Origin of the sequence: Mesorhizobium sp. B2-4-19, from assembly GCF_006441315.1 — a bacterium.
Taxonomy (GTDB): Bacteria; Pseudomonadota; Alphaproteobacteria; order Rhizobiales; family Rhizobiaceae; genus Mesorhizobium.
Genome location: NZ_VFUV01000007.1, coordinates 1 through 23,346, shown reverse-complemented (window position 1 = coordinate 23,346; position 23,346 = coordinate 1). Strand labels below are relative to the sequence as shown.

Below are 23,346 nucleotides of genomic sequence, written 5' to 3'. Positions count from 1 at the left end.
CTTGTCCTCCCTTACTTGTCGAGGTTCTTGCCGACCGCGCGCATGGCGAAGAAGGCGACGATGTTGGCGAGAATGACGGCGATCACACCGCCGGCGGATGCCTGGCCGATTTTGAACTCCAGCAGCGCCTTCTGGTAGACGAGGAAGGGCAGGTTGGTGGAGGCGTAGCCGGGGCCGCCATTGGTGGTGACGAGGATCTCTGCATAGACCGAGAGCAGGAAGATCGTCTGGATGAGGATGACGACGGTGATGGCGCGCGACATGTGCGGCAGCGTCAGATAGATGAAGCGGCTGATGAAGCCGGCGCCGTCCATTTCGGCGGCTTCCTTCTGCTCGCCGTCGAGCGACTGCAGCGCGGTCAACAGGATCAGCGTCGCGAAAGGCAGCCACTGCCAGGCGACGATGATGATGATTGCCGTCATAGGATGTTGCCCGAACCAGTCGATCGGTTGCGCCCCGAAGAAGCGCGCTATGTCGGCGAACACCCCATATTGCGGGTGCATGATCATGTTCTTCCAGACCAGTGCGGCCACCGGCGGCATGACGAAGAACGGCGAGATGACGAGGATGCGCACGATGCCTTGTCCCCACATCGGCTGGTCGATCAACAGTGCCAAGAGGATGCCGCCGATCACCGTGATCAGCAGCACGCTGATCACCAGGATCAAGGTGTTGAGGATCGACTGCAGGAAGGCGGGATTGGAATAAAACAGCGCGTAGTTGGAGAAACCGACGAATCCGTCGCGGATCGGGTTGAGCGGATTGTACTGCTGGAAGGAGAACCAGATGGTGATGACCAGCGGCACGATCATCCAGACGAACAGCAGCACGACGGATGGTGCCATCATGAAACGGGCAAGCGAACGGGTCTGCTGAGTAGCCATGACGGTCACCCTTCAATGGTCAGACTGAATTTTCAGAGGCGTTGAAGGCGGCCGCCCGAGCTGGGAACTCGGGCGGCCGTTGCCGGTCGAGGAGGCAACCGGCATTCGGCACCGGGAGGAGCCTTACTTGATGTACCCGCCTTCGGTCATCGCCGCGGTGGCGGCGTCCTGAGCCTGCTTCAGTGCATCGTCGACGCTCGACTGGCCGGCAAGAGCCGCCGAGAAGAGCTGGCCGACCGTGGTGCCAAGGCCCTGGAATTCAGGAATGGCGACGAACTGGACGCCGACATAGGGCACCGGCTTGACGGTCGGATGCGTCGGGTCGGCGGCGTTGATGGAGTCCAGCGTCATCTTGGCGAACGGAGCCGCCTTCTGGTACTCGGCATTGGCATAGAGCGAGGAGCGCGTGCCCGGAGGAACGTTGGCCCAGCCTTCCTTCGAAGCGACGAGTTCGGCATAGTGCTTGCTGGTCGCCCACGACACGAACTTCTCGGCGGCGTCAGCCTTCTTGGTGCCAGCCGGAATGGCGAGCGACCATGCCCACAGCCAGTTGCCGCGCTTGCCGAGGCCATTGTCGGGCGCCAGGGCATAGCCGACCTTGTCGGCGACCTGGGATGCCTTGGGGTCGGAGACGAAGGAGGCCGCGACGGTGGCGTCGATCCACATGCCGCACTTGCCCTGCTGGAACAGCGCCAGGTTTTCGTTGAAGCCGTTGGAGGACGCGCCTTCGGGGCCGTCGGCCTTCATCAGGTCGACATAGAACTGCAAGGTCTTCTTCCACTCGGGCTGGTCGAATTGCGGTTTCCAATTCTCGTCGAACCAGCGGGCGCCGAAGGAGTTCGACATGGCGGTCAGGAAGGCCATGTTCTCGCCCCAGCCGGCCTTGCCGCGCAGGCATACGCCGTTCACGCCATTGGCGCGGTCGGTCATCTTGTCGGCGGCCTGCTTGATGAAATCCCAGGTCGGCGCGTCGGGCATCTTCAGTCCGGCTTTCTCCATCAGGTCCTTGCGGTACATGACGAAGGAGCTTTCGCCGTAGAAGGGCGCGGCATAGAGCTTGCCGTCGACCGAAAGACCGCCGGCGATGGCCGGGATGATGTCCTTGACATCATAGTCGTCGCCGAGCTTGTCGAGCGGCAGCAGCCAGCTCTGCTTGGCCCAGATCGGAACCTCGTAGGTGCCGATGGTCATCACGTCATACTGGCCGCCCTTGGTGGCGATGTCGGTGGTGACGCGCTCGCGCAGCACGTTTTCTTCGAGAGTGACCCAGTTGAGCTGGATGTCGGGGTTGGCCTTGGTGAAGTCGTCGGTCAGCTTCTGCATGCGGACCATATCGCCATTGTTGACCGTGGCGATGGTGATGGATTCGGCATGTGCGGCAAAAGCGAGAGCGCTGGCCGACAACAAGCCCAGGGTGAGCGTGCGCAGTTTCATCAAATTCCTCCCATGAACCAAGATGAGCATTTGCCTTGGCTATGAGCAATTACTCACTTGCCGTGAATTATGTCAAGCCGGATTCGATGCTGCAGCGCAGCACGGGGCCTGCCGATGGACGGACGACGAGAGCCGCACCGGCGCCCGATATCAGGCGGCGGGACAGGAAGGCCTGGAAGATTGGATGGGGAGAAAAGCGCCTCTCAGCAGGCGATCTCGGCCAGCAGCCAGTCGCGGAAGGCGCGGATCTTCGGCACGTTGCGGCGTGCTTCGGGATAGACCAGCCAGTAGGCGTGGCCGTCATCGCCGACCAGGTCGAAAGGCTGGATCAGGCGGCCGTCGGCAAGTTCCGCCTTGAACAGCGCCCGGGTCAGGATCGCCACGCCATGGCCCGCGATGGCCGCATTGGCCTCATAGGCCTGCGCGCCCATGCTGCTGCCGGGCCGCTTGGCGAGATCATGCGCATGCACGCCGGCCGTCTCGAACCATTGCGTCCACCAGATATCGCCCGGATCGAGGATCGGCAGCCGCAAGAGGTCGGCCGGCTCCTTGACACCGCCGATGCTGGCCGCGAGCTTCGGGCTCAGCATCGGCGTGAAATCAGCGTCGAGCAGCTTGTGGGCTTCCAGCCCCGGCCATTTGCCGCCGCCCGAGCGGATGGCGAGATCGACATCCTCGCGGGCGAAATCCGTCAGCCGGCTCGACGTTTCGAGCCGCACGGCAAGTGCCGGATGGGCCATCTGGAACGAGCCCAGATGATGCGCCAGCCAGTTCGAGGCAAAGGTCAGCACGGTGGTGACGCACAGCAACCCGTCCGCGCCACCGCGCGCTGCGGCATAGGCCTGGCTGAGAATGGCAAAGGCCTCGCTGACCGCCGGCGCCAGCCTTTGGCCGGCTTCGGTCAGCTCGATCTGCCGCGGCCGGCGCAGGAACAGCGGCGCACCGACGCGCTCTTCCAGCACCTTGATCTGATAGCTGACAGCGGCCTGTGTCATGGCGAGTTCCACGGCGGCCTTGGTGAAGGAAAGTTGCCGCGCCACCGCTTCGAACACCCGGATCGCCTGCAGCGGCGGCAGTTGCGAAACCTGCGGTGAGCTCAGATCCGGCATAAAGGCTCCTTATGGGTCCTTATCGACGTTCGATTGGCAAAGCCGGGCGGCAGGACCGACATTCACTGTCAACCCGTCATTCGGGTTCAGGATAGCGAAGGTTGACGATCATGACCATGGCGCAGCAAAAATGCACTCCCGCTCCCGATCACCGCTGGATTTCGTGGCTCGCGGACGGATTCGGCTGGTTCGCGATCAGAAAAAAGGCGCATCTCGATATCAGGGACCTGTCGCCGCATCTGCAGCGCGACCTCGGTTTCCTCGATGGCAACGACCCTTTCGGCCGGCACGGATAGACTTGTTGGCTTTATCGCCAGACGGTCGCCGCGGCCGCATCCGGGAGGCGGCAGCGCGCTTCCCGGTCAGATGCTGGCCAGCAAAGCCGTCGCCGTCCGTTCGTCGGTGATGAGACCATTGACCAGCCGGCGATTCACGGCCGCCAGGATGCCCGGCAGCTTGCGCTCGCCCATGGCCAGCGCGATGACCAGCGATTTCTCGCGCGACGGCAGCGATGCCGACGACACCCGGTCGTTGGTGATGCCCTCGATCATGCGGCCTTCCCTGTCGAACACCCAGCCGACGATCTCGGCGATGCCGCCAGCCTTCTGCAAGGCCTTCAACTCGCTTTCGGAAATGAAGCCGTCCTCGTAGAGCGGCGCCTTCGGACCGAGGTCGCCGATGCCGATGAAGGTGACATCGGCTTCCGCCGCAAGCGCCAGCGTCGGCTGGATCATCGGCTGGTTGAGCAGCATCTCGCGCTCCTGCGGCGACGAGGCGATGACCGGCAGCGGCATCGGGAAGGAGCGCGCCTTGACCCGGTCGGCCATGGTGAAGATGACGTTGTAGAAGGCGGCCGAACCGTCAGGCGAAATGTTGCCGGTCAAGGACACCACCTTGTGCTGCGGGCATTCCATCGGCGGCAATTGCTCGATCGCCGCTTTCAGCGTGCGCCCTGTGCCGATGCCCATGACGATCGGCGTCGGCGAGCGCAGCCGCCGCTCGATCTCGGCCGCCGCCGCCTCGGCGATGCCGATGGTGGTGGAGGATGAGTTGGGATCACTCGGCACAACCTCGACCAGGTCGAGGGCGAAGCGCGATTTCAGCCGGGCGGCTAGGTCCAGACAGTTGGCGATCGGATGATCGACGCGGACCTTGATCAGGCCCTCCGACACCGCCAGCGACACCAGCCGCTGCGCCGTCTGCCGCGAGATGCCGAGCGTGGCGGCGATCTGGTCCTGTGTGTTGCCGGCGACATAGTAAAGCCAGCCGGCGCGCGCCGCGTCATCCAGCCTGTTGCTGCCGCCATCCTGCCGGGTATTCACGTCCTGCCTCCACAAACCGCTGCTCACAGGAGCGGTCGGCTCCCAGTTTCGCAGGGAACGGCTTCCTGCGCAATTGTCAATCTCAAGGGCAATTGTTTGGCCGCGCACGGCCGGGATTTTCTCGCTGACACCATCGCGACGCGCAAGGCAGGGCGGCTTCGCTTCCGGCGGCAGTCGCCTTCCGTGATCGCGACGGTTTATCTCCCGGCGCAAACCCTTTAAGGGGATCGCAAAAGGAGCGCTGCATGACACCGAAGGCGGTTTTCTGGGACATGGACGGCACGCTGGTCGACAGCGAGCCGCTGCACGAGGCAGCCCTTGTAGCGGCAATGCGCAATGCCGGCCTCAAGCCGCCCGCCGACCTTCATGAGCGGGTGCTCGGCGTCGCCGCCGGGCCGGTCTACGAAATGATGCGCGACGAGTTCGGCCTCGATCTTCCCTTCGACGACTGGATCATGCGCAAATACGAGCACTATCTGCCGCTGGTGGAGGGGCTGAAACCGCGTCCTGGCGCCATAGAAGTCTTCAACGAATTGCGCGCGCTTGGCGTGCAGCAAGCGGTGGTCTCGAATTCGGACCGGATGATCGTCGACGCCAATCTGCGCATGGTCGGCCTGTTTTATCCAGGCATGAAAACGATCAGCCGCAACGATGTGCGTGATGGCAAGCCGCACGCCGAACCCTTCCTGCGCGCCGCGTACCTGGCCGATGTCGATCCCGCGCACGCCGTGGCGGTCGACGACAGCTGGCCGGGCGCCATGGCGGGATTGGCGGCGGGCATGAAGACGATCTTCTGGCCGGAAAAGCCGATGGAAGGACCGCCCGGCGCCATCGTCATCAACAGCGCCGAGGAATTGCGGGCTCAGCTCGGGCTCTAGTTCCGGTAGACCGGCTCTTCCTCGTCGAGGATCGCCTTCAGCTCGGCGAGATGGCGTTCGGCCTGGCCCGGATAGTCGTCCATTTCGCTCGCCGTCTTCTCGGCGATGGCGTCGGACAGCGTGCGCAGCGGCCGGCCGGTCCACAGCGCCTTGATATAGGTCTCGGCGGCGCGCTCGAAATAGAACATGCGGTTGAAGGCATCGGCGACGGTGTCGCCGATCACCAGCACGCCGTGATTGCCCATCACCATGACCTTGACCTTGGGATCGGTGAGAAGCTGCGAGCACCGCTCGCCTTCTTCTTCGAAAGCCAGCCCGCCATAATGCGCGTCGACGACATGGCGGTTGAAGAACATCGCCGAATTCTGGTCGATAGGCGGCAATGTCGAATCGGCGAGCGAGGCCAGCACCGTGGCATGGATCGAATGCACATGCATGACGCAGCGCGCGTGCGGCACGTTGCGGTGAATGGCGCCATGCAGGCCCCAGGCCGTCGGGTCGGGCGCGTTGGGGCCCGACAGCGTGTTCGGATCATTGGCGTCGATCATCAACAGGTCGCTCGCCTTGATGCGCGAGAAATGCACCTGGTTGGGGTTCATCAGGAACTGCGTGCCGTCTTCATTGACCGCCAGCGAGAAATGGTTGGCCACCGCCTCGTGCATGTTGAGCCGCGCCGTCCAGCGAAAGGCACAGGCGAGATCGACGCGCTCTTCGTAGAAGGGCAGGTTGGTCAGCGTTTCCTTCTGCAGGCGGGCGATGCTCATCGAAAAATCCTCCGGTTTTGGCGAGAATGCCGCGACCGACCGCTGCCCGCAACGGGTTTCGGTTGGTGCAGGGAAGCTGATGCCTGTCAGGCCGCCGTGCTGGTGGCGGTGCCAACCCTCAGCCCGCCGTGCTCGACGATGAAATCGATGACCTCCCGCAAGCCCTTGCCGCGCGACAGATCGGTGAAACCGAACGGCCGCTTGCCGCGCATGCGGGCGGCGTCGCTCTCCATCACGTCGAGGTTGACGTTCACATAGGGCGCCAGATCGCTCTTGTTGATGATCAGGAAATCGGAACGGGTGATCGCCGGTCCGCCTTTCCTAGGGATTTCCTCGCCCTGGCAGACCGAGATGACATAGAGCGTCAAATCCGCGAGATCCGGCGAGAAGGTGGCGGCAAGGTTGTCGCCGCCGGATTCGATGAAGATGATGTCGAGATCGGGGAATTTCCGGTTGAGCTCGGCGATAGCCTGCAGATTGATCGACGCGTCCTCGCGAATGGCGGTGTGCGGACAGCCGCCGGTCTCGACGCCGACGATGCGGTCTTCCGGCAGCGCCTGCAGCCGGGCCAGCATCATGGCGTCTTCCCTGGTGTAGATGTCGTTGGTGACGACGGCGATGGAGAACTCGTCGCGCAGCGCCTTGCAGAGTTTTTCGGTGAGCGTCGTCTTGCCCGAGCCGACAGGGCCGCCAATACCGATGCGAAGGGGGCCGTTGGCTTGGGTCATGTCGGGAACTCCATGATGGCAAGGATCGCGAAGCCGAGCCCGATCAACAGGCACAGCGGCGAATAGTAACGCACATCGAGCCGCGCGAAAGGCTGTTCGGGCGCCAGGCGCCGCCACCACGGCGTGAAGCCGACAATGCCGCGTCCCAGGAACACCAGCCCGATGAGCAGCGAGGTGGCGGCAAGGCCCTCCCTCGGGAAAGGCGAGGCAAAGAAGCCGATGAGCGCCAGCGGCCAGAGCGTCGCCAGGCCGAGACAGGCGGCAACGGCGAAACTGGCGAAGGGCGTCGGCATGTCCTCGACGCCGCGAAAGCCGACGACCGCGCGGGCGCAGGAGGCCGCATCCCTGCCCGGCCAGATGCCGCCAATGCCCCAATAGACGTGCAGTGCCGTGATCAGCAGCAGGACGAATGAAAGCGCGAAGGCGAGGACGATCATGAACGGAACAGCCGCGAATACTGGGTCTCGTGCCGCATCGCCATGATATCGGAGACGAAGGCGCAGCCGCCGAGATCGTCCAATGTCGAACGGGACGCGCGGTCGGCGGTCGAGAGCGCCAACGGCTCGAAGCCGGCCAGCAGCGTGGTGGCCTCGCTCTGGCCGATGACACCGAGCCTGATCGCCGCCTGGACGAGGTTGGAGAAGAAGGCCTGCAGGAAGGCGGACAGCGCGTGCTGCAGTGCAAGGCCATTGCCGCCGGCAATGGCGCCGACGGCGATGCAGTAGGCGCATTCGGCGGGCATGCGCTCCAGCACCGGATTGGGCCAGGCGGCAGCCGCTTTGAGGAAGGCCGCGCCTTGCAGCATGGTCTCGGTATGGCGTTCCCGCGAGCCGGCGAGCGCCTCGGCCAAGGCTGCCGCTTCGTCGAGATCGCCGGCGTTGCGGGCGCGGCGCCAGCTCTCGGAAAACAGCACGGCATCGTTCCAGCCCGAGCCCATCTCGACCAGTGTTTCCAGCCAGTTGGCCAGGCTCGCGGCATCGATCACCAGCCCGTCGTGCACCGCCCGTTCGAGACCGTGGCTGTAGGCAAAGCCGCCGACCGGAAAGGCCGGCGACAGCCACGCCATCAGCCGCAGCAGGGCGATGCTCGAAGGCTGGTCAGTCATGGTCGTGGTGATGATGGTCGTCGTGGGAATGGCTGTGCGCGTGCGAATGGGCCTCCGCATGGCTGTGCGCATGCGTGTGCCCGTGATCATGCCCGCCGGAATAAGCGCCGCGCACCGGCTTGAAGGGTTCGGAGACCTCGCGCACCGTGGCGCCGAGCCCTTCCAGCATTGCCTTGATGACATGGTCGCGCAGGATGACGATGCGATCCGCCTCGATGCCTGCCGCGAGGTGACGGTTGCCGATATGCCAGGCCAGCTCGGTCAGATGCACGCCGTCACGGGCGCGGATATCGTAGACCTCTTCCGGCGCCGCGATGATCTCGACATGGCGGCCATCCTCCAGCACCAGCCGGTCGCCATCGTTTAGGGCGACGGGTTCGGGCAGGTCGACCAGCACCTTGCTGCCGTTGGACAGTTCGATGGCGCGGCGGCGCAGATGCCGCTCGTCATGCGCAAGCACAGCCTTGGCAAACGCGGACGCCGCGCCCGCCTCGCCAGCAGCCAGCACCGAGACGGCGCGCGGGAATTTGGTGAAGTCGGTGTTGAGGTTGAGCTTCATTTCATCGAGCCTCCATTGGCCTGCGCCCGCGCACGGGCTGGGCGCGAAAGCACCCGGTCGAAATAGGCGTTGACGCGGTCGGATTCGATCGGGAATTTTCCGGCGCGCGCCCAGTTGCCCATGTCGCCCAGCAGCACGTCGACGGCGGAAAACCGTTCGCCCAGCGCAAACGGCTTGTCGCCGAGCCGGCGGTCCAGCGCCTTGGCTTCCGAGGCGAAATCATAGGCCGCGGCGGGGCCGACATCGACGCGTACTTCCTTCGGCAGCAGGAAGCGGTGGCGCAATTTGTTCCACAGCGGCGCCTCGAATTCGCTCTGGGCAAAATGCATCCAGGAATCCATCTCGGCACGGCCGGCAACTCCGGGGCCGGCGCCCATGCCCTTGTCCGCATGCTTGTCGGCCAGATAGACGCAGATCGCCGCCGAATCCGTCACCGTCAGCTCGCCGTCGACAAGGACCGGCACCTTGCCCGACGGGTTGAGCGCATAGGCTTCCGGCGAGCGCAGTTTGACTTCGACGAATTCATAGGGCTGCCCGAGCTCCTCGAGCATCCAGAGAAGGCGGCTGACCCGGGATCCGCGTGATCCGACGGCCTTGTACATGCTAGGATCCTGCCTTTTTCCTGGACTCTAGACCATCCGCTGCAGTCATACGATCGTGTCGAAGAGCCGCAGGATGAAAGATATCTGGTAGATCAGAGCTGCCGCGACGAAGGCGATGTGGAAGCGGCGGTCGCGTACCAGGATCGCGGCGATGCACAATGCCACGAAGACCGGCGTGCGGAACAGATATTCGTTGCCGAAGCGGGCGAAATGGTCAGGCCCTTTCAGCAGAGTATCGACCACATCGAGCAGATAGGTCGCCGCCAGCAGGCCGAAGAACCAGCCCCGGCGCGAATAGAAGAAATCCTCGTAGCTGGTGTAGTCCAGCATCGAATCGGGAAACAGCAGCGCGCACAGCAGGAACATCGTGATCGCGTAGAAGATGATGAACAGGTACTTGCCGAAGGTCCAGGTCTCGATGGCGTAGAGCCCGAATTCCCACCACCAGAAATGCACCAGCATCAGAAGCACCGAGGCGACCCAGGCCAGATGCACGGGATAGAGCCGGTATTGGCCGGGATGCTGGACGATGCGCGCCACCCCCGACAGCAGGCGGGCGACGCCAAGCCCGATCACCATGCCCATGACGATGCGGATATGCGGGAAGATGTCATGGGGAGAGGCGATTTCGGTGGCCATGCCTGATCACGATAGGTTTTCATGCCCGCGTATTGCGTGCTTGGGTACTGTGGCGGGTCAGCTTGCCGCTAATCGCGAACGGTTTGGTTCGGCATCCATGGCTCGCCTGGGAGAAAATCCTGATTGAGAATGTCGGCGATTGGATACGGACAATCGATCGGAAAATGCTTTTCAGGCAAGCCGGTTTCGTCAATCGCCTTGAGCCGTGCGAACGCGAATTCGTCGGCAATCTGAGTTTGCGGATAGGTCTTCAAACTAGGACTTTCATCGACCAACTTCTTGATTCGATGCCGCTGCTCTCGGATTGTAAGCAGCCAGCCCGCCTTGCGCTGCTTTTCCTGGAACTGCCACTTCAGCAAATGCAAAAGCAGAGTGGCAAGCCTGTTCGTGATTTCCCTCTTGTCGCTCCGCCCCAAGCTCTCGATCTCGTCGGCAAGATTCTCGCGGTCGAGGTCGGAAAGACGACCTTCGCGCAACAGCGCGCCCTGCTCGGCGCACCACTGAGCATAATCGGCCTCGAAGGGCGTCAATTGCTGTTTTCGAAAAATCTTGTTCATGCAGCTTATATTGCTCCAAAGGCCCCGCATTTCCAAGTTGGAAGCAAACGACGGGGTCGATCAGGCGATCCAGCCGAACATTTGTCGGTGGCGAAGTTGACAAACCGTGTACGGCTTTGCGCCAACAGTTGACGAAATGCGCGCAGTTTTCGGTCGGAGGCATTTGACCGAATTCATGAATCTTAACCCGCAAGCGGCCTTAAAACAGAAAATACCGCTGCGCCATCGGCAGCACCGTCGCCGGCTCGCAGGTCAGCAACTCGCCGTCGGCGCGCACTTCGTAGGTTTCCGGATCGACCTCGACACGCGGCGTGGCGTCGTTGAGCACCATGGAATGCTTGCCGATGCCGCCACGGGTGTTTTCCACGGCGACGAACTGTTTTTCGACGCCGAGCCGGCCATGCAGCCCCGACTCGAGTGCCGCCTTGGAAACGAAGGTCACCGACGAGTTGGTCCTGGCCTTGCCATAGGCGCCGAACATCGGCCGGTAGTGCATCGGCTGCGGCGTCGGGATCGAGGCGTTGGGGTCGCCCATCGGGGCGGCGGCGATCATGCCGCCGATCAGCACCATCTCCGGCTTCACACCGAAGAAGGCCGGGTTCCACAGCACCAGGTCGGCACGCTTGCCGACGGCGATCGAGCCGATGTCTTTCGACAGCCCATGCGCGATGGCCGGATTGATGGTGTATTTGGCGATGTAGCGGCGGACGCGGAAATTGTCGTTGTCGCCGGTCTCCTGCGGCAGCGAGCCGCGCTGGCGCTTCATCTTGTCGGCGGTCTGCCAAGTGCGGATCGCCACCTCGCCGACGCGGCCCATGGCCTGGCTGTCCGACGAGATGATCGAGAAGGCGCCAATGTCATGCAGGATATCCTCGGCGGCGATCGTCTCCTTGCGGATGCGGCTTTCGGCAAAGGCGATATCCTCGGGAATCGACGGCGACAGATGATGGCAGACCATCAGCATGTCGAGATGCTCGGCCAGCGTGTTGACGGTGTAGGGCCTTGTCGGATTGGTCGAGGACGGGATCACATTGGGCAAGCCGCAGACCTTGATGATGTCGGGCGCATGGCCGCCGCCCGCGCCCTCGGTGTGGAAGGCGTGGATGGTGCGGCCCTTGATCGTCGCCACCGTGTTTTCGACGAAGCCGGATTCGTTCAGCGTGTCGGTGTGGATCATCACCTGCACGTCGTAGTCGTCAGCCACCGACAGGCAGCAATCGATCGCGGCCGGCGTCGTGCCCCAGTCCTCATGCAGCTTCAGCGAGCAGGCGCCGCCCAGCACCATTTCCTCCAGCGCCGCCGGCAGCGAGGCGTTGCCCTTGCCCGACAGGCCGATATTCATCGGGAAGGCGTCGAAGGACTGGATCATGCGGGCCATGTGCCATGGCCCCGGCGTGCAGGTGGTGGCGAGCGTGCCATGCGCCGGCCCGGTGCCGCCGCCGAGCATGGTGGTGATGCCGCTCATCAGCGCTTCCTCGATCTGCTGCGGGCAGATGAAGTGGATATGCGCGTCGAAGCCGCCGGCGGTCAGGATCTTGCCCTCGCCGGCGATGATTTCGGTGCCCGGGCCGATGATGATGGTGACGCCATCCTGCGTGTCTGGATTGCCGGCCTTGCCGATTGCCGCGATGCGGCCGTCCTTGAGGCCGATATCGGCCTTGAAGATGCCGGCGCTGGCGTCGATCACCAAGGCGTTGGTGATGACGGTGTCGACCGCGCCCTGTGCGCGGGATACCTGGCTCTGGCCCATGCCGTCGCGGATCACCTTGCCGCCGCCGAATTTTACTTCCTCACCGTGAATGGTGAGGTCCTTTTCGACCTCGATGAAGAGTTCGGTGTCGGCCAGCCTGACCTTGTCGCCGACAGTCGGCCCATACATCTGGGCGTAGGCGGCACGCGAGATTCTGGCCATCAGCGATTGCTCCCGAAATGCGGTGTGGTTGAGGCTGGGCTGCACATTGTCGCCATCCAATGGTCACGCAATGACCCGCTGGGCGACACCTTCTGATCCCATTTGGCGGTTGAGGTTGGCAGGCCACCCCAAAACGACCGTTTGCCAAATCGATGGAAGGAAAATCCATGCGCAAAACGATAATTCTTGCAGCCGCCGCCAGCCTGATGCTGGCCGGCGCCGCCAGTGCCCAGCAGCAGCCTGCTCCGACCAAGCCTGCTCCCGCTCCCGGCGGTCAGCAGGCCGCGCCGGCGATCCAGAGCGTCAACATCGTCGACATCACCGAGCTGCCGAAGGACACCCAGACGCAGGTCAATCAGGTGATCGCCCAGCGCGGTGACGCCGGCCTGCAGAAATTGCGCAGCTCGATCGACGCCACTCCCAAGGTGAAGTCCGCCCTCCAGGCCAAGGGAATGACCTCGGCGCAGGTGGTCGCTGCCAGCATGGAACCAAACGGCGCACTGACCCTGATCATCAAGAAGGCCAGCTGACGGCATGGCGCGGCGGGCCGGTACCCGGTCCGCCGGCCGTATTGCGAGGGGAACCATGGCATGGCTGGAGTCGTTTCGCTTCCTGATTGTTGAAACAGATTGCGAAAGCGAACGATGACCTCCATCACCCCGCCCGATGCCCGATGGCCGCATGCCATCGCGGCGGCCGCGTTTCTGGCAGCGAGCCTTCCCCAGGCCGCGCTGAATGCGCAGGGCCTTGAAAGCCCGGAGACCGTCGACCGGATCGTCGGCTCGCAAGTCAACGAGGAACAGGCCAAGACAACGGCAGAAATCGGAAAAGTCAATTCGGCGATCGACCGTACGCGTGAAAACATCGGCACCGTGCGCAAGACCTCGAAGCTCGACAAGGTCGATATCGTGTTCCTGACCGACGCGGCGCGCAGCGAAGGCGGTCCGCCGCCGGCCATCGAGAACAAGGTGCGGCAGCACAAGGATGATGTCGCCGAACTGCGCAAGGAGATCGAGGCGAACGCCCTGCTCTTCAATGCTATCGATTCGCGGCGCTTGGCTGCGCAGGACGTTCTTGCCGTCGCGTTCGATAATCCGGGAAAGATCGTCATCTATGCGGCCGCCAAGCCGTCGGACTGAGCCGAAAGCACGATCTGCTTTCAGGCTTGCCCAAACGCCGTTCGCGGTCTTTGAAGGCCAAGCGCGAGACGCCACGGAACTCACAGCTTGCCCATCACCTTCTGCTGGAATCCATAGACCTCGCGCTTGCCGCCGAGCGGCACCAGCGTGACGTCGCGTTCCTGTCCCGGCTCGAAGCGCATGGCGGTGCCGGCGGCGATGTCGAGGCGCATGCCGCGCGCCCGTTCACGGTCGAATTTCAGCCCGTCGTTGGTTTCGAAGAAATGGTAGTGGCTGCCGACCTGTATCGGCCGGTCGCCGCTGTTGGCGACTTTCAGGGTGACGGTCGGCAGGCCCTTGTTGAGCTCGATGTCGCCTGGGATGGGGATGATTTCGCCGGGGATCATCTGATGTCACACGACGCCGAAGGCAAGACCAAGACCGATCGTAGCGCAAGCCGCTCCCGCGACACGAGCCAGACCACGGAACCTCATGCCAAGGCTCATTCCGGCGGCGATGCCGACGGCATGGAGCAGCGCCGTGGCGACGGCAAAGCCGGCCATATATTCGAGCCCGCCGGCATTTTCCGGGACTTCGGTGCCGTGGGCGTGGCCGTGGAACAGCGCGAACAGGCCGATAATGGCGACGCCGGCCGAGACGGGCAGATCGACCGCCAGCGCCACCAGCAGGCCGAGCGTCACGACGGAGGCCAATATGCCCGGCTCGACGAAGGGCGCCGGCACATGCGCCATGCCGAGGGCCGCGCCGGCAAGCATCACGCCGACAAAGGCCGCCGGCCACGCCCAGATGGCCCTGCCGCCCTTGAGGGCCGCCCACAGGCCGACGGCGATCATCACGGTCATATGATCGAGGCCGGACAAGGGATGCATGAGGCCGGCCGTGAACGAGGAGGTCGTGCCGCTGCCGACATGGGCATAGGCCGGCATGGCGGCGGCCATGAGCAGGACCGCCGCGAGGCACAGGCGTTTGGCAGGGATCATTCTACTTGCCTTTCGTTTGCGATTCAGTAGTCACGCGGCCTTGCGCGGGCCGCAGCCCTCGGCCTTGAGGACGCGCTTGGTCGACGCAGGATATTTTTCCAGCTTCGCTGCCGGGCGGATCGGCCGGGCCGAAAAATTGCCGCCGCAATTGGGGCAGACGCCGTCCAGCACGTTTTCCACGCAATCGGCGCAGAAGGTGCATTCGAAGGTGCAGATCAGCGCATCCGTTGCCTCTGGCGGCAGGTCCTTGTCGCAGCACTCGCAGTTTGGGCGCAGCTCGAGCATCTCGGTCTCCTCACCTGATGGGTTCGTGCACGGTCACCAGCTTGGTGCCGTCGGGGAAGGTCGCTTCCACCTGCACGTCATGGATCATCTCGGCGATCCCTTCCATCACCTGCGTGCGGGTGACGACATGGGCGCCGGCCTCCATCAGTTCGGCCACCGGGCGGCCGTCGCGTGCGCCTTCGACGACGAAATCGGTGATCAGCGCGATCGCTTCCGGATGGTTCAGCTTGACGCCGCGCTCCAGCCGCTTGCGTGCCACGATCGCCGCCATGGCGATCAGCAGCTTGTCTTTTTCCCTCGGCGTCAGGTTCATGCGGTTTCCAGAATCACAGTGACCATAATTTGGGCAGTCCCGCCCTTCCATTGAGCAATCCGACGAGCGGAACCAGCCGCTGGCGCAGTTGGTAGCCGTCCCCGGCGTAAAGCCTCGCAAGAAGCTTGCCAGATGCCTGCACCCCCCAGGCGCTGGCGCCGCCCTGGTCGCCGATGATCTCCCGGACCGGGTCGAGAAAGGCCTCGGCTCGCGGCGACACCAGCAACAGCGTCGCCACGGCGATCGCGCCGCCGGTGGCCGCCGGACGTGCCAGGGCACCAGTGATATCGGGTCCGATGCGGAAATCCTCGGCATGGATGAGGAAACCATCCTGGCGAACGCGCCAGCGGTCCCGGAAAGTGCCTTGCGCGACGCGTTCGCCCATGGCCAGGCGGCCGAAGACGGTGGCTTCCAGCACCAGCGCCTCGGCCCCCGCGGCGAGTTCGACGTCCAATGTGCGGGCAAAGGCCGCCCGGTCGAAGACGATGGTCTCCTGCGGCAGCCAGGCGATGCGGCCGTTCTCGCCGACCGTCAGCCTGACCCGCACCTCGGCATGGTCGGATGCGGCGCGATAGACCTTCTCGCAGGCCTGGGTCGTCATAGACGCAGAGGCATTGGCGCCGACATCCACATCCCAGCCGATGCGGTCGCCGCCGGTCAGTCCGCCGGCGGTGTTGATCAGCACCGCCTCCAGCGGGTCGGCCGAAACGGCCGGCAGCCTTATCTTGGCGGAACCGTCCTGATAGAGGCGCCGCAGCCGCGTGCGGCCGCCCGCGCTGGCGCAACCCAGCTGCGCCAGACCCGCGGCGCGCTGGGCCAAAGAGGCCGAAAACTTCGCATACTCGATCGTATCCACGCCGTCAGGTTAAGCACTGCGGCGGTTTTGTCGATATATAGCTTGTTGCTTGATGGCGTTTCCGTTTCTATAGAGGGAGCCACCTCGATACGGTCAGGCGATGCTTGGCGGGGGTAGAAGGCGACGATCGCGGCCTGATATCGAGGACAGGAGGCGCTGTTCAGTTGGCGTCGAGAAACGATAAAGTGGGGAAGAAACCGAATGGCTGACCAGCTGGCAACGGACATCATCGAAAAGATCAAGGCCCATGCCGAGCCGGGCGGTGAAGAAATCACCACCAGCACCGAATTGACGTCGCTCGGCATCCATTCGCTGGAGCTGACGGAGATCATCTTCGACCTCGAGGAGCAGTATGGCATCGAGATCGAAATGAACACGGTCGATGCCTGGAGCAATCTGAAGAATGTTGGCGACATGGTCGAGGCCGTTCGCGCGCTGATCGCGAAAAAAGCCTGACCGAATGCTGAAACGCGTCGTCATTACCGGCATTGGCGGGCTTTGTGGCCTAGGCGTCGATGCGCCGTCGATCTGGGCTGAAATGCGGGCCGGCCGTTCGGCCATCGGCCCCATCGACAATCCTTTCCTGCATGACCTGAAGGTCAAGACCGGCTGCGAGATCAAGGCGCTGCCCGATCACGGCATCGAGCGCAAGCAGCTGGTGTCGATGGACCGTTTCAGCCTGCTGGCGGTTATCGCTGCGAAGGAGGCCTTGCGGCAGTCCGGCCTGGCCCCGCATGCCGACAACACCTATCGCATGGGAACCATTGTCGGCGTCGGCGTCTGCGGCTTCGAGACCGTCGAGGAGAACTATCGCGCCATTCTGGTCGAGGGCAAGAATCGCGCCGGCATTTTCACCGTGCCCCGGGTCATGCCAGGTGCCGCCGCCGGCCAGGTCAGCATGCACCTTGGCCTGCGTGGGCCGGTCTTCGGCGTCACCTCGGCCTGCTCGTCGGCCAACCACGCCATGGCCTCCGCGGTCGACCAGATCAGGCTCGGCCGCGCCGACGTCATGGTCGCCGGCGGCACCGAAGCGCCGCTGGTCTGGGGCGTGCTCAAGGGTTGGGAGGCATTGCGCGTGCTGTCGCCCGACACCTGCCGGCCATTCTCAGGCGACCGCCAGGGCCTGGTGCTCGGCGAAGGCGCCGGCATGGCGGTTCTGGAAAGCTATGATCACGCCATGGCGCGTGGCGCCACCATCCTCGCCGAAATCGCCGGCGCCGGCCTTTCGGCCGATGCCTCCGACATCGTCGCCCCGACCATCGAGGGACCGGAAGCGGCGATGCGCTTCTGTCTCGCCGATGCCGGGCTCAATCCCGAGGACATCGATTATCTCAACGCGCACGGCACCGGCACCAAGGCCAACGACCAGATCGAGACCAACGCGATCAAGCGCGTCTTCGGCGAGCACGCGCGCTCGCTGTCGGTCTCCTCGACCAAGTCGATGCACGCCCATTGCCTGGGCGCTTCGGGCGGGCTGGAGATGATCGCCTGCGTCATGGCCATCCGCGAAGGCGTCGTGCCGCCGACCGCGAATTACCGCGAACCCGATCCCGATTGCGATCTCGACGTGACGCCCAATGTCGCGCGCGAGCGCAAGGTGCGCGCCGCGATCAGCAACGGTTTTGCTTTCGGCGGCACCAACGCGGTGCTGGCATTCAAGGCCATCTGATCCTGGCGGTCACTACCGCCCGAGGGATTAACGTCTGCCAGGGCGATAATTGCCTGCCTCCGGGCGATCTCGAGCGCGCTCGGTTGCTGTCCACGCATGGCGAAACTGTCGCCGCCATATTGATCCTGCCCGGCCGTGCGCCTAATTCTTGGCCACCCGCCAACACCGCGCGCCCCGTGGCGCAAATCCCCCGCTCAGGAGTTTTTCGATGGCCGACCTGTCCGCCTTTCCGATCACCAGCCGTTGGCCGGCCAAACATCCCGACCAGATCCAGCTCTATTCCGCAACGACGCCGAACGGCGTGAAAATATCGATCGCGCTGGAAGAACTCGGCCTGCCCTATGAGCCGCATCTGGTCAACATCAGCAAGGACGAAAGCTGGACGCCGGAATTCCTGTCGCTCAACCCTAACGGCAAGATCCCGGCGATCATCGATCCCAACGGCCCGGACGGCCAGCCGATCGGCCTTTTCGAATCCGGCGCCATCCTGCTCTATCTCGCGGACAAGACCGGCCTGCTCGTCCCGGCGGACGCAGCGCGGCGCTACGAGACGATCCAGTGGGTCTTCTTCCAGATGGCGTCCGTCGGGCCGATGTTCGGCCAGGTCGGCTTCTTCCACAAATTCGCCGGCCGCGAGATCGCCGACAAGCGCCCGCTGGAACGCTACCGCGACGAATCGCGGCGGCTGCTCGGCGTGCTCGATGGCAGGCTGAAAGGCCGCAAATGGATCATGGGCAATGACTACACCATCGCCGACATCTCGCTGCTCGGCTGGGTGCGCAATTTGATCGGCTTCTATGAAGCACGCGACCTCGTCGGTTTCGATGATTTCGCCAATGTGGCGACATGGCTGGAGCGCGGCCTGGCGCGGCCGGCGGTCCAGAAGGGGCTGACCATTCCGGCAAAGGGCTAGAACGGCCTGACGGCCTTGGCCAAAGATGCTCGGCCGGACGAAGCAGCCTGCTATTTCGCCTTGGCCTTCGAGCCGCCCCTGCCGATAACGGAGGCCGCCAGCGAGACCGCGCCGCGCGCGGTTGCGACCACCGCGCCTGCAGCGACATTCGCTGCCGTTCGGACGGCACCAGCTTTGGCTGGCGCCGATTTGCGCGGGCTGGCGGTCTTGGCGGCCGGTACGACCTTCCGGGGCGCGGCCTTGCCGAAAGCAGCCTTGCCGTCTTTCGAGCGTTCAGCAATCGCCGGACCAGCACCGGCTTTCGCTTGAGTTGCCTTCGCAGGCCTCGTCTTGGCTGGTTTTTTTGCCTTGGTTGCCATTGGAAAATCCCTTACGCCGGACAAACGGGTTCTGAGGCATAACGGCGCGAAACTCTTAAGGTTCCCGCCCCAAAATACGGAAAATTAAGCGTGTTAACCAATGATCAGGTCGGCGACCCGGCGCCGGGCCAGCACGCGTTCGATGTTGGGCATGTCGTTGGAGGCGATCCAGGCGCGCGCCTCCTCGTCCGAACGGCCGTGGCCGTGCCAGCGCTCCATCAGGCGGCGCTCGAGCTCATTGCGCGGCACGTCGACGAAGATAGAGAAATCGAACAGCGGCGCCAGCCGTGACCATGGCTCCTCGTCGAGCAGCAGGTAATTGCCTTCGACCAGGATGAACTTGGTCTCGGTGCCGACGATCGCCGCGGCGGCGCGCGACAATTCCATGCTGCGGTCGAAGACCGGAATGGCGATGTCGGGTTCACCGGCCCGGATGCGCTTCAGCAGGGTCTCGAAGCCGGCAAAGTCGAAGGTCTCCGGTGCGCCCTTGCGCGCCCGCAGGTCGCGGGCGTTGAGCACGATGTCGTCATAGTGGAATCCGTCCATCGGTACGATCTCCACCGCCCCCTCCGGCAAAAGGTCATGCAGGCCGGCCGACAGCGTGGATTTGCCGGAGCCTGGCGGTCCGGCGATGGCGACGATGAAGCGCTTTGCCTTGCCGGCGCGCTTGAAGATGGTGGCGGCGAGGTGGGCGATTTCGGACATGGAATCCTCACTTTGCCTGGATGATCGGCAAAACATTACGCTGCATTTTGGCGGCGGTCGGCGGAAATTTCAAACCCCGCGCTCGCGCAAACCTCGCCTCAGGCGGCCGCGGGCTGGCCGATGCGCAGGAACGCGCTGTCGAACGGCATTTCACTGGCCAAGCCGCCGGCCGCGAGCCGCATCCGGCCGTCGGCCGTGGTGATCTCTCGCGGCGGGGTGCCACCGGACAGGGGCAGGGCGCCGATGACATGGCGGAACGAAAAGCCGCGGCCTTCGCCGAGCGTAAAGGCGGTCGCCACGCCTTCGCGCTTCAGCCAATTGTCGCCGATCGAGGCGGCATGGCCTATCGCCGAGCGGCCGTCCTCGATGCCGAGCACGCCGAGATGGCGGCCGCTCCACGGCGCGTAGTCGCGCCCGCCATTGCTGAGCCAAAGCATGGTGATCGGCAACTCGATCGGGTTCTTCAGCACCAGCACCAGATCGTCCTCGGCCTGGCGCGCCAGCGCCGTCCAGCCCGGCCCGCCATGATCGGCCTCGACCAGGGTGACAAAATCCTCGCGCCGGTCCTCCATGCGGTATTGCGTCAGGTCGGCCGTGCCGCCGCCGGCGGCGGGAAACTGGGCGAGGTCGGCCGAGCGCGCCGGATAGGCCAGCATGAAGCGGCCACGCGCGGGATCGGGCTCCAGCGGATCGGCCGGCGTCGCGGCAAAGCGCTTCGGCGAAAAGGCCAGCCTGCCGCCGCCTTTCATCACCGTCATCGGGTGATGGGCGACGGAAATCGCGCCGGAGCCGCCGGAAAACACATGTTCCTGATAGAGGAAGGGATGGCCGTCGATGAGCGTAAAAATCTTGTCGACGCTGGCGCCCATGACCTTGTGCCGCAGCCGGAAGACCGCGCGCCAGCCGCTCTCCGTTGCGCTGCTCTCGGTGACATCCCAGGCACTGTTGGCCGTCCAGCCATGCAGCGGCGCTTCCTCGACATCGCTGCGCGAAAACGGCGCGCAGAGGAAGTCGCCGGACAGCCGGACCGTGCCTTGCGGCAGGTCCTTCGGCAAAGTTTCGCTTGCGTCGACCCATGGCGCGCGGTGCAGCGGCTTCAGCCGGCGTCCGCCGTTCTCGACGGTCATGTCGGCAATGTGGCCGACGGTGAGGTCGAGCGAAACCGAAATACCCCTGGCCTTGATCGTGATCGTATCCATAGCGCTCTCACCCGAAACTTGCCGCATGACCCCGAAAATCGGAATCGATTTTCGGGGTCATGCGCGAACTAAAGCGTTACAGCGTCCTTTGCGCGTCCGAAAGGACGCGCGGCGCTGTAATGGCGCAAACAGAACCCGTTAGGCGGTGATTGCGCAAGCACTGCGTAAGGCATTTTGCATCAGGAGCTCCTTTACCCTCCCTCTTGGGGAGGGTAAGCAGAACTACTGCCGCTTGTATTCGCGCACCAGCGATTTCGTCCCGTCGGTGTAGGTCACCTGCACCGACATCGATTTCACGCTGTCGGCGACCTTGAAGTAGCCCTTGGCGTCGTAGGGGATGGCGTAGGGGTCCTTCTTGTCGCAAGGCGGTATATCGAGCGATTTGTCGAGCGCGGCACCGTTCAGGCCGTAATGCACCTCTTTGATGGCGCAGCGGTAGGACAGCATCTGGGTGAAATAGACCAGGCCGTGATTGCCGCCGGAGTCGAAGGCGATCCACGACGTCCAGAACTGGTCGAGGATCTGCTTGTCGCCTTGCTGCAGGGCGGCGTCCGGATCGAAGCGTATGTCGAACGGGCCGGTCTCGCGGCCCCTGATGTCGAGGTATTTTATGCCGATCGTGGTCGCCGCCGTGCTGTCGGGCAGTTCGAAGCTCGGATTGGCCATCGGCTTGCCGGTGGTCTGGTCCTTCATCGCCAGGAAGCCGGTGTCGGTGAACGGGCCGCTGTCGCCGAGACGCCAGGAAATCGCGGTCGCCGGTTCGGGCAGCGAAATGGTCATCGACCAGCCCTGGTTGGAGCGCATCGGCGTCAGCGAAGGCGCGAAGCGCGCGGGGTCGAGCACGTCGCCAAGTGCTGCCAGCCGGCTGCGGCTGCGCTCCAGCCAGTCGGCCAGCTGCGTCTGGTCGACGAAATATTTGAGCAGCCCGCCATCCTTCTCGTAGGACATGAACTTGGTCAGCGCCTGGGCCTCGCTGCGTTTGTCGGCCAGCGTCTGGCTGCCGAGGCGGTCTTCCGAAAACTCCTGCGCCTTGATGAAATAGGCCGGCGCATAATCGGGATTGGCCGTGACGAAGGTGTTGAGCTTGTCCAGCCGCTGCGCGTCCTCGAACTGCAATATGTGCACCAGCTTGATCGACAGCGCCTTGCCCTTGTCGGCCAGCTGCCCGAACACTTCGCGGGCGCCCGCCTTGCCGTCCTGCACCCGAAGCAGCGTGGCAAAGCGCGTATAGGGGTCGATGGCGTCGACATCGAAGGCGGCAAAGGCGAGATAGGAGCGCCGGGCGCTGAGCATGTCGCCCGACAATTCATAGACGCGGGCATTGTGGTAGAACTCGTCCGGCCGCTTCGGCTCGGCGATCGCCCCGCCCTGCGCTGCCAGTTGGGCAAACCCCTTGGCGATGGTGTCGATCGAGGCGGCGATCTGCTCGGTGGTCGCCTGCAGCTTTTCGGCCTGGACCTGCTGCTGTTGCTGGCCGGCGGCGAGCGCGTCGGTGGTCTGCTTGACCACCTCGACCGTCTTCTGTGTCTGCGCCCCCTGCTGCCTCTGCTGCTGCTGCGCGGACGCGATCTGGTCGGTCTTCTGGGCAACCATGTCGGTCGATTTCTTGACCTGTTCGACGGTCTTTTGCGTCTGCGTGACCGTCTGCTCGATCCTGGTCACCTTTTCGGAGACGATGCCCATCGACTGCTGCAATTGCGCGATCGCCGGCACCAGGCCGGCGATGACCCCGTTCTGCGAATTGGTCTCCTGCTGCACCGCATAGACGCCGCCGGCAACCGCCGCCGCGCTGGTGGCGAACAACAGCGCCGGCAGCGCCTTGGCCGCCAGCACCAGCTTGAGCACAATGGCGATGGCGATGATGGCCGCCGCAATTGACGCGACCAGTGCGATATAGGCGGCGAACGGCGCCAGCGGATTGAGCACGTCGCCAACGGCGCCGCTGATGAAAGCGACGCTGCCGGCCCATTTGCCGGTGCGGCTGAGCGATGCCTTGATAAGCGAGGGCGCTGCGCCCCCGGCCCCGATGTTCGTCATGCCACCCCCCAAGCCAGCCAATGCCACGCCCTTCCCACAGGAAACGCGGCTCTGGCAAGGAAAGATAGGAAACAGGCGTTTTCGGGGCGGATAAAGGGCTCAAGTTCCTCGCCCCCACGGAGTGGAACGGGAGTGGGGGAGAGGCGGCTCGGCGAAGCCGAGACGGAGAGGGCGCTGCGCCGACCTCGCCGGTTAGCGATCTGGTTGCAAGGCCATATCCTACGAATTCCCCCTCTCCCCCGCCAGAGGCGGGGGCGAGGAAGAGGGCCGGGCTCGACAATCCTGGGACTAACAGCCATTAACCAAATGGACGCATCCAGCGCGTTACGTTAGCTTCGCCTTATCTCAGCAACAGCATCGCCAGAACAGTCCCGCCCTTGTCCAACCCGCCCTTGTCC

The 23,346-nt window shown here is 64.0% G+C and carries 29 protein-coding genes; 7 read left to right on the top strand and 22 right to left on the bottom strand.

What is annotated here, in order from left to right; all coding sequences use genetic code 11:
- Positions 1-11 precede the first annotated feature (11 nt).
- From FJ546_RS13965 to gcvA, 3 genes are all read right to left on the bottom strand, one after another.
- The gene (locus FJ546_RS13965; RefSeq protein ID WP_027047618.1) at positions 12-884 is read right to left on the bottom strand and encodes a sugar ABC transporter permease; all 873 of its coding nucleotides are present in this window, start codon (positions 882-884) and stop codon (positions 12-14) included.
- Positions 885-1,007: 123 nt separating this feature from the next.
- Positions 1,008-2,318, bottom strand: coding sequence for a sugar ABC transporter substrate-binding protein (locus tag FJ546_RS13960; RefSeq protein WP_095773206.1), 1,311 nt, complete (start codon positions 2,316-2,318; stop codon positions 1,008-1,010).
- 203 nt (positions 2,319-2,521) lie between these two features.
- A complete protein-coding gene (gene gcvA, locus FJ546_RS13955) occupies positions 2,522-3,427 on the bottom strand; it encodes a transcriptional regulator GcvA (protein WP_140889874.1) in 906 nt (301 codons plus the stop codon).
- Positions 3,428-3,537: 110 nt separating this feature from the next.
- Between gcvA and FJ546_RS13950 the strand changes: the two genes are divergently transcribed.
- Entirely contained in the window at positions 3,538-3,723 is a 186-nt protein-coding gene (locus tag FJ546_RS13950) for a hypothetical protein (protein ID WP_140890110.1), read from the top strand.
- Between the two features lie 66 nt (positions 3,724-3,789).
- Here the strand turns inward: FJ546_RS13950 and FJ546_RS13945 are convergent, their stop codons facing one another.
- Positions 3,790-4,749: a sugar-binding transcriptional regulator gene (locus FJ546_RS13945; RefSeq protein ID WP_010912814.1), complete on the bottom strand. Its 960-nt coding sequence runs from the start codon at positions 4,747-4,749 to the stop codon at positions 3,790-3,792.
- Between the two features lie 245 nt (positions 4,750-4,994).
- On the opposite strand from FJ546_RS13945, the gene FJ546_RS13940 reads away from it, so the two are divergent.
- A complete protein-coding gene (locus FJ546_RS13940) occupies positions 4,995-5,627 on the top strand; it encodes an HAD family phosphatase (RefSeq protein WP_140889873.1) in 633 nt (210 codons plus the stop codon).
- Here the strand turns inward: FJ546_RS13940 and FJ546_RS13935 are convergent.
- The 9 genes from FJ546_RS13935 to ureC form a co-directional block, all read right to left on the bottom strand.
- Complete coding sequence (locus FJ546_RS13935; RefSeq protein WP_140889872.1) at positions 5,624-6,391, bottom strand: class II aldolase and adducin N-terminal domain-containing protein; 768 nt, start codon at positions 6,389-6,391, stop codon at positions 5,624-5,626. The two genes, FJ546_RS13940 and FJ546_RS13935, sit on opposite strands and share 4 nt — an antisense overlap.
- Before the next feature lie 86 nt (positions 6,392-6,477).
- A complete protein-coding gene (ureG, locus tag FJ546_RS13930; RefSeq protein WP_010912817.1) occupies positions 6,478-7,119 on the bottom strand; it encodes an urease accessory protein UreG in 642 nt (213 codons plus the stop codon).
- Complete coding sequence (locus FJ546_RS13925) at positions 7,116-7,556, bottom strand: DUF3995 domain-containing protein (protein ID WP_140889871.1); 441 nt, start codon at positions 7,554-7,556, stop codon at positions 7,116-7,118. The genes ureG and FJ546_RS13925 overlap by 4 nt, the downstream gene beginning before the upstream one ends.
- A complete protein-coding gene (locus tag FJ546_RS13920; RefSeq protein WP_140890109.1) occupies positions 7,553-8,224 on the bottom strand; it encodes an urease accessory protein UreF in 672 nt (223 codons plus the stop codon). Before FJ546_RS13920 ends, FJ546_RS13925 begins: the two co-directional genes overlap by 4 nt.
- On the bottom strand, positions 8,217-8,783 hold the full coding sequence (gene ureE, locus FJ546_RS13915) for an urease accessory protein UreE (RefSeq protein WP_140889870.1): 567 nt from the start codon (positions 8,781-8,783) through the stop codon (positions 8,217-8,219). Before ureE ends, FJ546_RS13920 begins: the two co-directional genes overlap by 8 nt.
- The gene (locus tag FJ546_RS13910) at positions 8,780-9,385 is read right to left on the bottom strand and encodes a glutathione S-transferase family protein (protein WP_140889869.1); all 606 of its coding nucleotides are present in this window, start codon (positions 9,383-9,385) and stop codon (positions 8,780-8,782) included. The genes ureE and FJ546_RS13910 overlap by 4 nt, the downstream gene beginning before the upstream one ends.
- Positions 9,386-9,430: 45 nt before the next feature.
- Positions 9,431-10,024: a hypothetical protein gene (locus FJ546_RS13905; RefSeq protein ID WP_140889868.1), complete on the bottom strand. Its 594-nt coding sequence runs from the start codon at positions 10,022-10,024 to the stop codon at positions 9,431-9,433.
- A gap of 68 nt (positions 10,025-10,092) precedes the next feature.
- Complete coding sequence (locus tag FJ546_RS13900; RefSeq protein WP_140889867.1) at positions 10,093-10,581, bottom strand: DUF29 domain-containing protein; 489 nt, start codon at positions 10,579-10,581, stop codon at positions 10,093-10,095.
- 199 nt (positions 10,582-10,780) lie between these two features.
- Entirely contained in the window at positions 10,781-12,496 is a 1,716-nt protein-coding gene (gene ureC, locus FJ546_RS13895; protein ID WP_181167945.1) for an urease subunit alpha, read from the bottom strand.
- 164 nt (positions 12,497-12,660) lie between these two features.
- Between ureC and FJ546_RS13890 the strand changes: the two genes are divergently transcribed.
- Both FJ546_RS13890 and FJ546_RS13885 read left to right on the top strand, forming a co-directional pair.
- The gene (locus FJ546_RS13890) at positions 12,661-13,023 is read left to right on the top strand and encodes a hypothetical protein (RefSeq protein WP_140889865.1); all 363 of its coding nucleotides are present in this window, start codon (positions 12,661-12,663) and stop codon (positions 13,021-13,023) included.
- Between the two features lie 114 nt (positions 13,024-13,137).
- Positions 13,138-13,632: a hypothetical protein gene (locus FJ546_RS13885; protein ID WP_140889864.1), complete on the top strand. Its 495-nt coding sequence runs from the start codon at positions 13,138-13,140 to the stop codon at positions 13,630-13,632.
- An 80-nt stretch (positions 13,633-13,712) separates the two neighbouring features.
- Here the strand turns inward: FJ546_RS13885 and FJ546_RS13880 are convergent, their stop codons facing one another.
- From FJ546_RS13880 to FJ546_RS13860, 5 genes are read right to left on the bottom strand one after another with little or no spacing between them, the layout of a single operon-like run.
- Complete coding sequence (locus FJ546_RS13880; RefSeq protein ID WP_140889863.1) at positions 13,713-14,018, bottom strand: urease subunit beta; 306 nt, start codon at positions 14,016-14,018, stop codon at positions 13,713-13,715.
- 6 nt (positions 14,019-14,024) lie between these two features.
- The gene (locus tag FJ546_RS13875; protein WP_140889862.1) at positions 14,025-14,612 is read right to left on the bottom strand and encodes a HupE/UreJ family protein; all 588 of its coding nucleotides are present in this window, start codon (positions 14,610-14,612) and stop codon (positions 14,025-14,027) included.
- A 30-nt stretch (positions 14,613-14,642) separates the two neighbouring features.
- Positions 14,643-14,897: a DUF1272 domain-containing protein gene (locus FJ546_RS13870; RefSeq protein WP_140889861.1), complete on the bottom strand. Its 255-nt coding sequence runs from the start codon at positions 14,895-14,897 to the stop codon at positions 14,643-14,645.
- Positions 14,898-14,907: 10 nt separating this feature from the next.
- Positions 14,908-15,210, bottom strand: coding sequence for an urease subunit gamma (locus tag FJ546_RS13865; RefSeq protein ID WP_019862540.1), 303 nt, complete (start codon positions 15,208-15,210; stop codon positions 14,908-14,910).
- Positions 15,211-15,223: 13 nt separating this feature from the next.
- The gene (locus FJ546_RS13860) at positions 15,224-16,066 is read right to left on the bottom strand and encodes an urease accessory protein UreD (protein ID WP_140889860.1); all 843 of its coding nucleotides are present in this window, start codon (positions 16,064-16,066) and stop codon (positions 15,224-15,226) included.
- A gap of 201 nt (positions 16,067-16,267) precedes the next feature.
- Here FJ546_RS13860 and FJ546_RS13855 point away from each other — a divergent pair, with 201 nt between their 5' ends.
- From FJ546_RS13855 to FJ546_RS13845, 3 genes are all read left to right on the top strand, one after another.
- Entirely contained in the window at positions 16,268-16,522 is a 255-nt protein-coding gene (locus FJ546_RS13855; RefSeq protein ID WP_010912831.1) for an acyl carrier protein, read from the top strand.
- Between the two features lie 4 nt (positions 16,523-16,526).
- Positions 16,527-17,735 (top strand): beta-ketoacyl-[acyl-carrier-protein] synthase family protein, encoded by a 1,209-nt coding sequence (locus tag FJ546_RS13850; RefSeq protein WP_140889859.1) that lies wholly within the window; start codon positions 16,527-16,529, stop codon positions 17,733-17,735.
- A gap of 208 nt (positions 17,736-17,943) precedes the next feature.
- The gene (locus FJ546_RS13845) at positions 17,944-18,648 is read left to right on the top strand and encodes a glutathione S-transferase N-terminal domain-containing protein (protein ID WP_140889858.1); all 705 of its coding nucleotides are present in this window, start codon (positions 17,944-17,946) and stop codon (positions 18,646-18,648) included.
- 50 nt (positions 18,649-18,698) lie between these two features.
- Here the strand turns inward: FJ546_RS13845 and FJ546_RS13840 are convergent, their stop codons facing one another.
- The 4 genes from FJ546_RS13840 to FJ546_RS13825 all read right to left on the bottom strand — a co-directional run bounded on the left by FJ546_RS13840 (position 18,699) and on the right by FJ546_RS13825 (position 22,948).
- Complete coding sequence (locus FJ546_RS13840) at positions 18,699-19,007, bottom strand: hypothetical protein (RefSeq protein WP_140889857.1); 309 nt, start codon at positions 19,005-19,007, stop codon at positions 18,699-18,701.
- A 93-nt stretch (positions 19,008-19,100) separates the two neighbouring features.
- Complete coding sequence (locus tag FJ546_RS13835; RefSeq protein WP_140889856.1) at positions 19,101-19,712, bottom strand: nucleoside triphosphate hydrolase; 612 nt, start codon at positions 19,710-19,712, stop codon at positions 19,101-19,103.
- Positions 19,713-19,810: 98 nt separating this feature from the next.
- Positions 19,811-20,911, bottom strand: a complete 1,101-nt coding sequence (locus tag FJ546_RS13830; RefSeq protein WP_140889855.1) for a hypothetical protein — start codon at positions 20,909-20,911, stop codon at positions 19,811-19,813.
- A gap of 222 nt (positions 20,912-21,133) precedes the next feature.
- A complete protein-coding gene (locus FJ546_RS13825) occupies positions 21,134-22,948 on the bottom strand; it encodes a methyl-accepting chemotaxis protein (RefSeq protein ID WP_140889854.1) in 1,815 nt (604 codons plus the stop codon).
- Between the last annotated feature and the right edge of the window lie 398 nt (positions 22,949-23,346).

What these genes read in the sequence shown, in the direction of transcription:
- FJ546_RS13965 (WP_027047618.1), bottom strand. Translation starts at nt 884, where the DNA reads ATGGCTACTCAGCAGACCCGTTCGCTTGCCCGTTTCATGATGGCACCA.
- FJ546_RS13960 (WP_095773206.1), bottom strand. Translation starts at nt 2,318, where the DNA reads ATGAAACTGCGCACGCTCACCCTGGGCTTGTTGTCGGCCAGCGCTCTC.
- gcvA (WP_140889874.1), bottom strand. Translation starts at nt 3,427, where the DNA reads ATGCCGGATCTGAGCTCACCGCAGGTTTCGCAACTGCCGCCGCTGCAG.
- FJ546_RS13950 (WP_140890110.1), top strand. Translation starts at nt 3,538, where the DNA reads ATGACCATGGCGCAGCAAAAATGCACTCCCGCTCCCGATCACCGCTGG.
- FJ546_RS13940 (WP_140889873.1), top strand. Translation starts at nt 4,995, where the DNA reads ATGACACCGAAGGCGGTTTTCTGGGACATGGACGGCACGCTGGTCGAC.
- FJ546_RS13935 (WP_140889872.1), bottom strand. Translation starts at nt 6,391, where the DNA reads ATGAGCATCGCCCGCCTGCAGAAGGAAACGCTGACCAACCTGCCCTTC.
- ureG (WP_010912817.1), bottom strand. Translation starts at nt 7,119, where the DNA reads ATGACCCAAGCCAACGGCCCCCTTCGCATCGGTATTGGCGGCCCTGTC.
- FJ546_RS13925 (WP_140889871.1), bottom strand. Translation starts at nt 7,556, where the DNA reads ATGATCGTCCTCGCCTTCGCGCTTTCATTCGTCCTGCTGCTGATCACG.
- FJ546_RS13920 (WP_140890109.1), bottom strand. Translation starts at nt 8,224, where the DNA reads ATGACTGACCAGCCTTCGAGCATCGCCCTGCTGCGGCTGATGGCGTGG.
- ureE (WP_140889870.1), bottom strand. Translation starts at nt 8,783, where the DNA reads ATGAAGCTCAACCTCAACACCGACTTCACCAAATTCCCGCGCGCCGTC.
- FJ546_RS13910 (WP_140889869.1), bottom strand. Translation starts at nt 9,385, where the DNA reads ATGTACAAGGCCGTCGGATCACGCGGATCCCGGGTCAGCCGCCTTCTC.
- FJ546_RS13905 (WP_140889868.1), bottom strand. Translation starts at nt 10,024, where the DNA reads ATGGCCACCGAAATCGCCTCTCCCCATGACATCTTCCCGCATATCCGC.
- FJ546_RS13900 (WP_140889867.1), bottom strand. Translation starts at nt 10,581, where the DNA reads ATGAACAAGATTTTTCGAAAACAGCAATTGACGCCCTTCGAGGCCGAT.
- FJ546_RS13890 (WP_140889865.1), top strand. Translation starts at nt 12,661, where the DNA reads ATGCGCAAAACGATAATTCTTGCAGCCGCCGCCAGCCTGATGCTGGCC.
- FJ546_RS13885 (WP_140889864.1), top strand. Translation starts at nt 13,138, where the DNA reads ATGACCTCCATCACCCCGCCCGATGCCCGATGGCCGCATGCCATCGCG.
- FJ546_RS13880 (WP_140889863.1), bottom strand. Translation starts at nt 14,018, where the DNA reads ATGATCCCCGGCGAAATCATCCCCATCCCAGGCGACATCGAGCTCAAC.
- FJ546_RS13875 (WP_140889862.1), bottom strand. Translation starts at nt 14,612, where the DNA reads ATGATCCCTGCCAAACGCCTGTGCCTCGCGGCGGTCCTGCTCATGGCC.
- FJ546_RS13870 (WP_140889861.1), bottom strand. Translation starts at nt 14,897, where the DNA reads ATGCTCGAGCTGCGCCCAAACTGCGAGTGCTGCGACAAGGACCTGCCG.
- FJ546_RS13865 (WP_019862540.1), bottom strand. Translation starts at nt 15,210, where the DNA reads ATGAACCTGACGCCGAGGGAAAAAGACAAGCTGCTGATCGCCATGGCG.
- FJ546_RS13855 (WP_010912831.1), top strand. Translation starts at nt 16,268, where the DNA reads ATGGCTGACCAGCTGGCAACGGACATCATCGAAAAGATCAAGGCCCAT.
- FJ546_RS13850 (WP_140889859.1), top strand. Translation starts at nt 16,527, where the DNA reads ATGCTGAAACGCGTCGTCATTACCGGCATTGGCGGGCTTTGTGGCCTA.
- FJ546_RS13845 (WP_140889858.1), top strand. Translation starts at nt 17,944, where the DNA reads ATGGCCGACCTGTCCGCCTTTCCGATCACCAGCCGTTGGCCGGCCAAA.
- FJ546_RS13840 (WP_140889857.1), bottom strand. Translation starts at nt 19,007, where the DNA reads ATGGCAACCAAGGCAAAAAAACCAGCCAAGACGAGGCCTGCGAAGGCA.
- FJ546_RS13835 (WP_140889856.1), bottom strand. Translation starts at nt 19,712, where the DNA reads ATGTCCGAAATCGCCCACCTCGCCGCCACCATCTTCAAGCGCGCCGGC.
- FJ546_RS13830 (WP_140889855.1), bottom strand. Translation starts at nt 20,911, where the DNA reads ATGGATACGATCACGATCAAGGCCAGGGGTATTTCGGTTTCGCTCGAC.
- FJ546_RS13825 (WP_140889854.1), bottom strand. Translation starts at nt 22,948, where the DNA reads ATGACGAACATCGGGGCCGGGGGCGCAGCGCCCTCGCTTATCAAGGCA.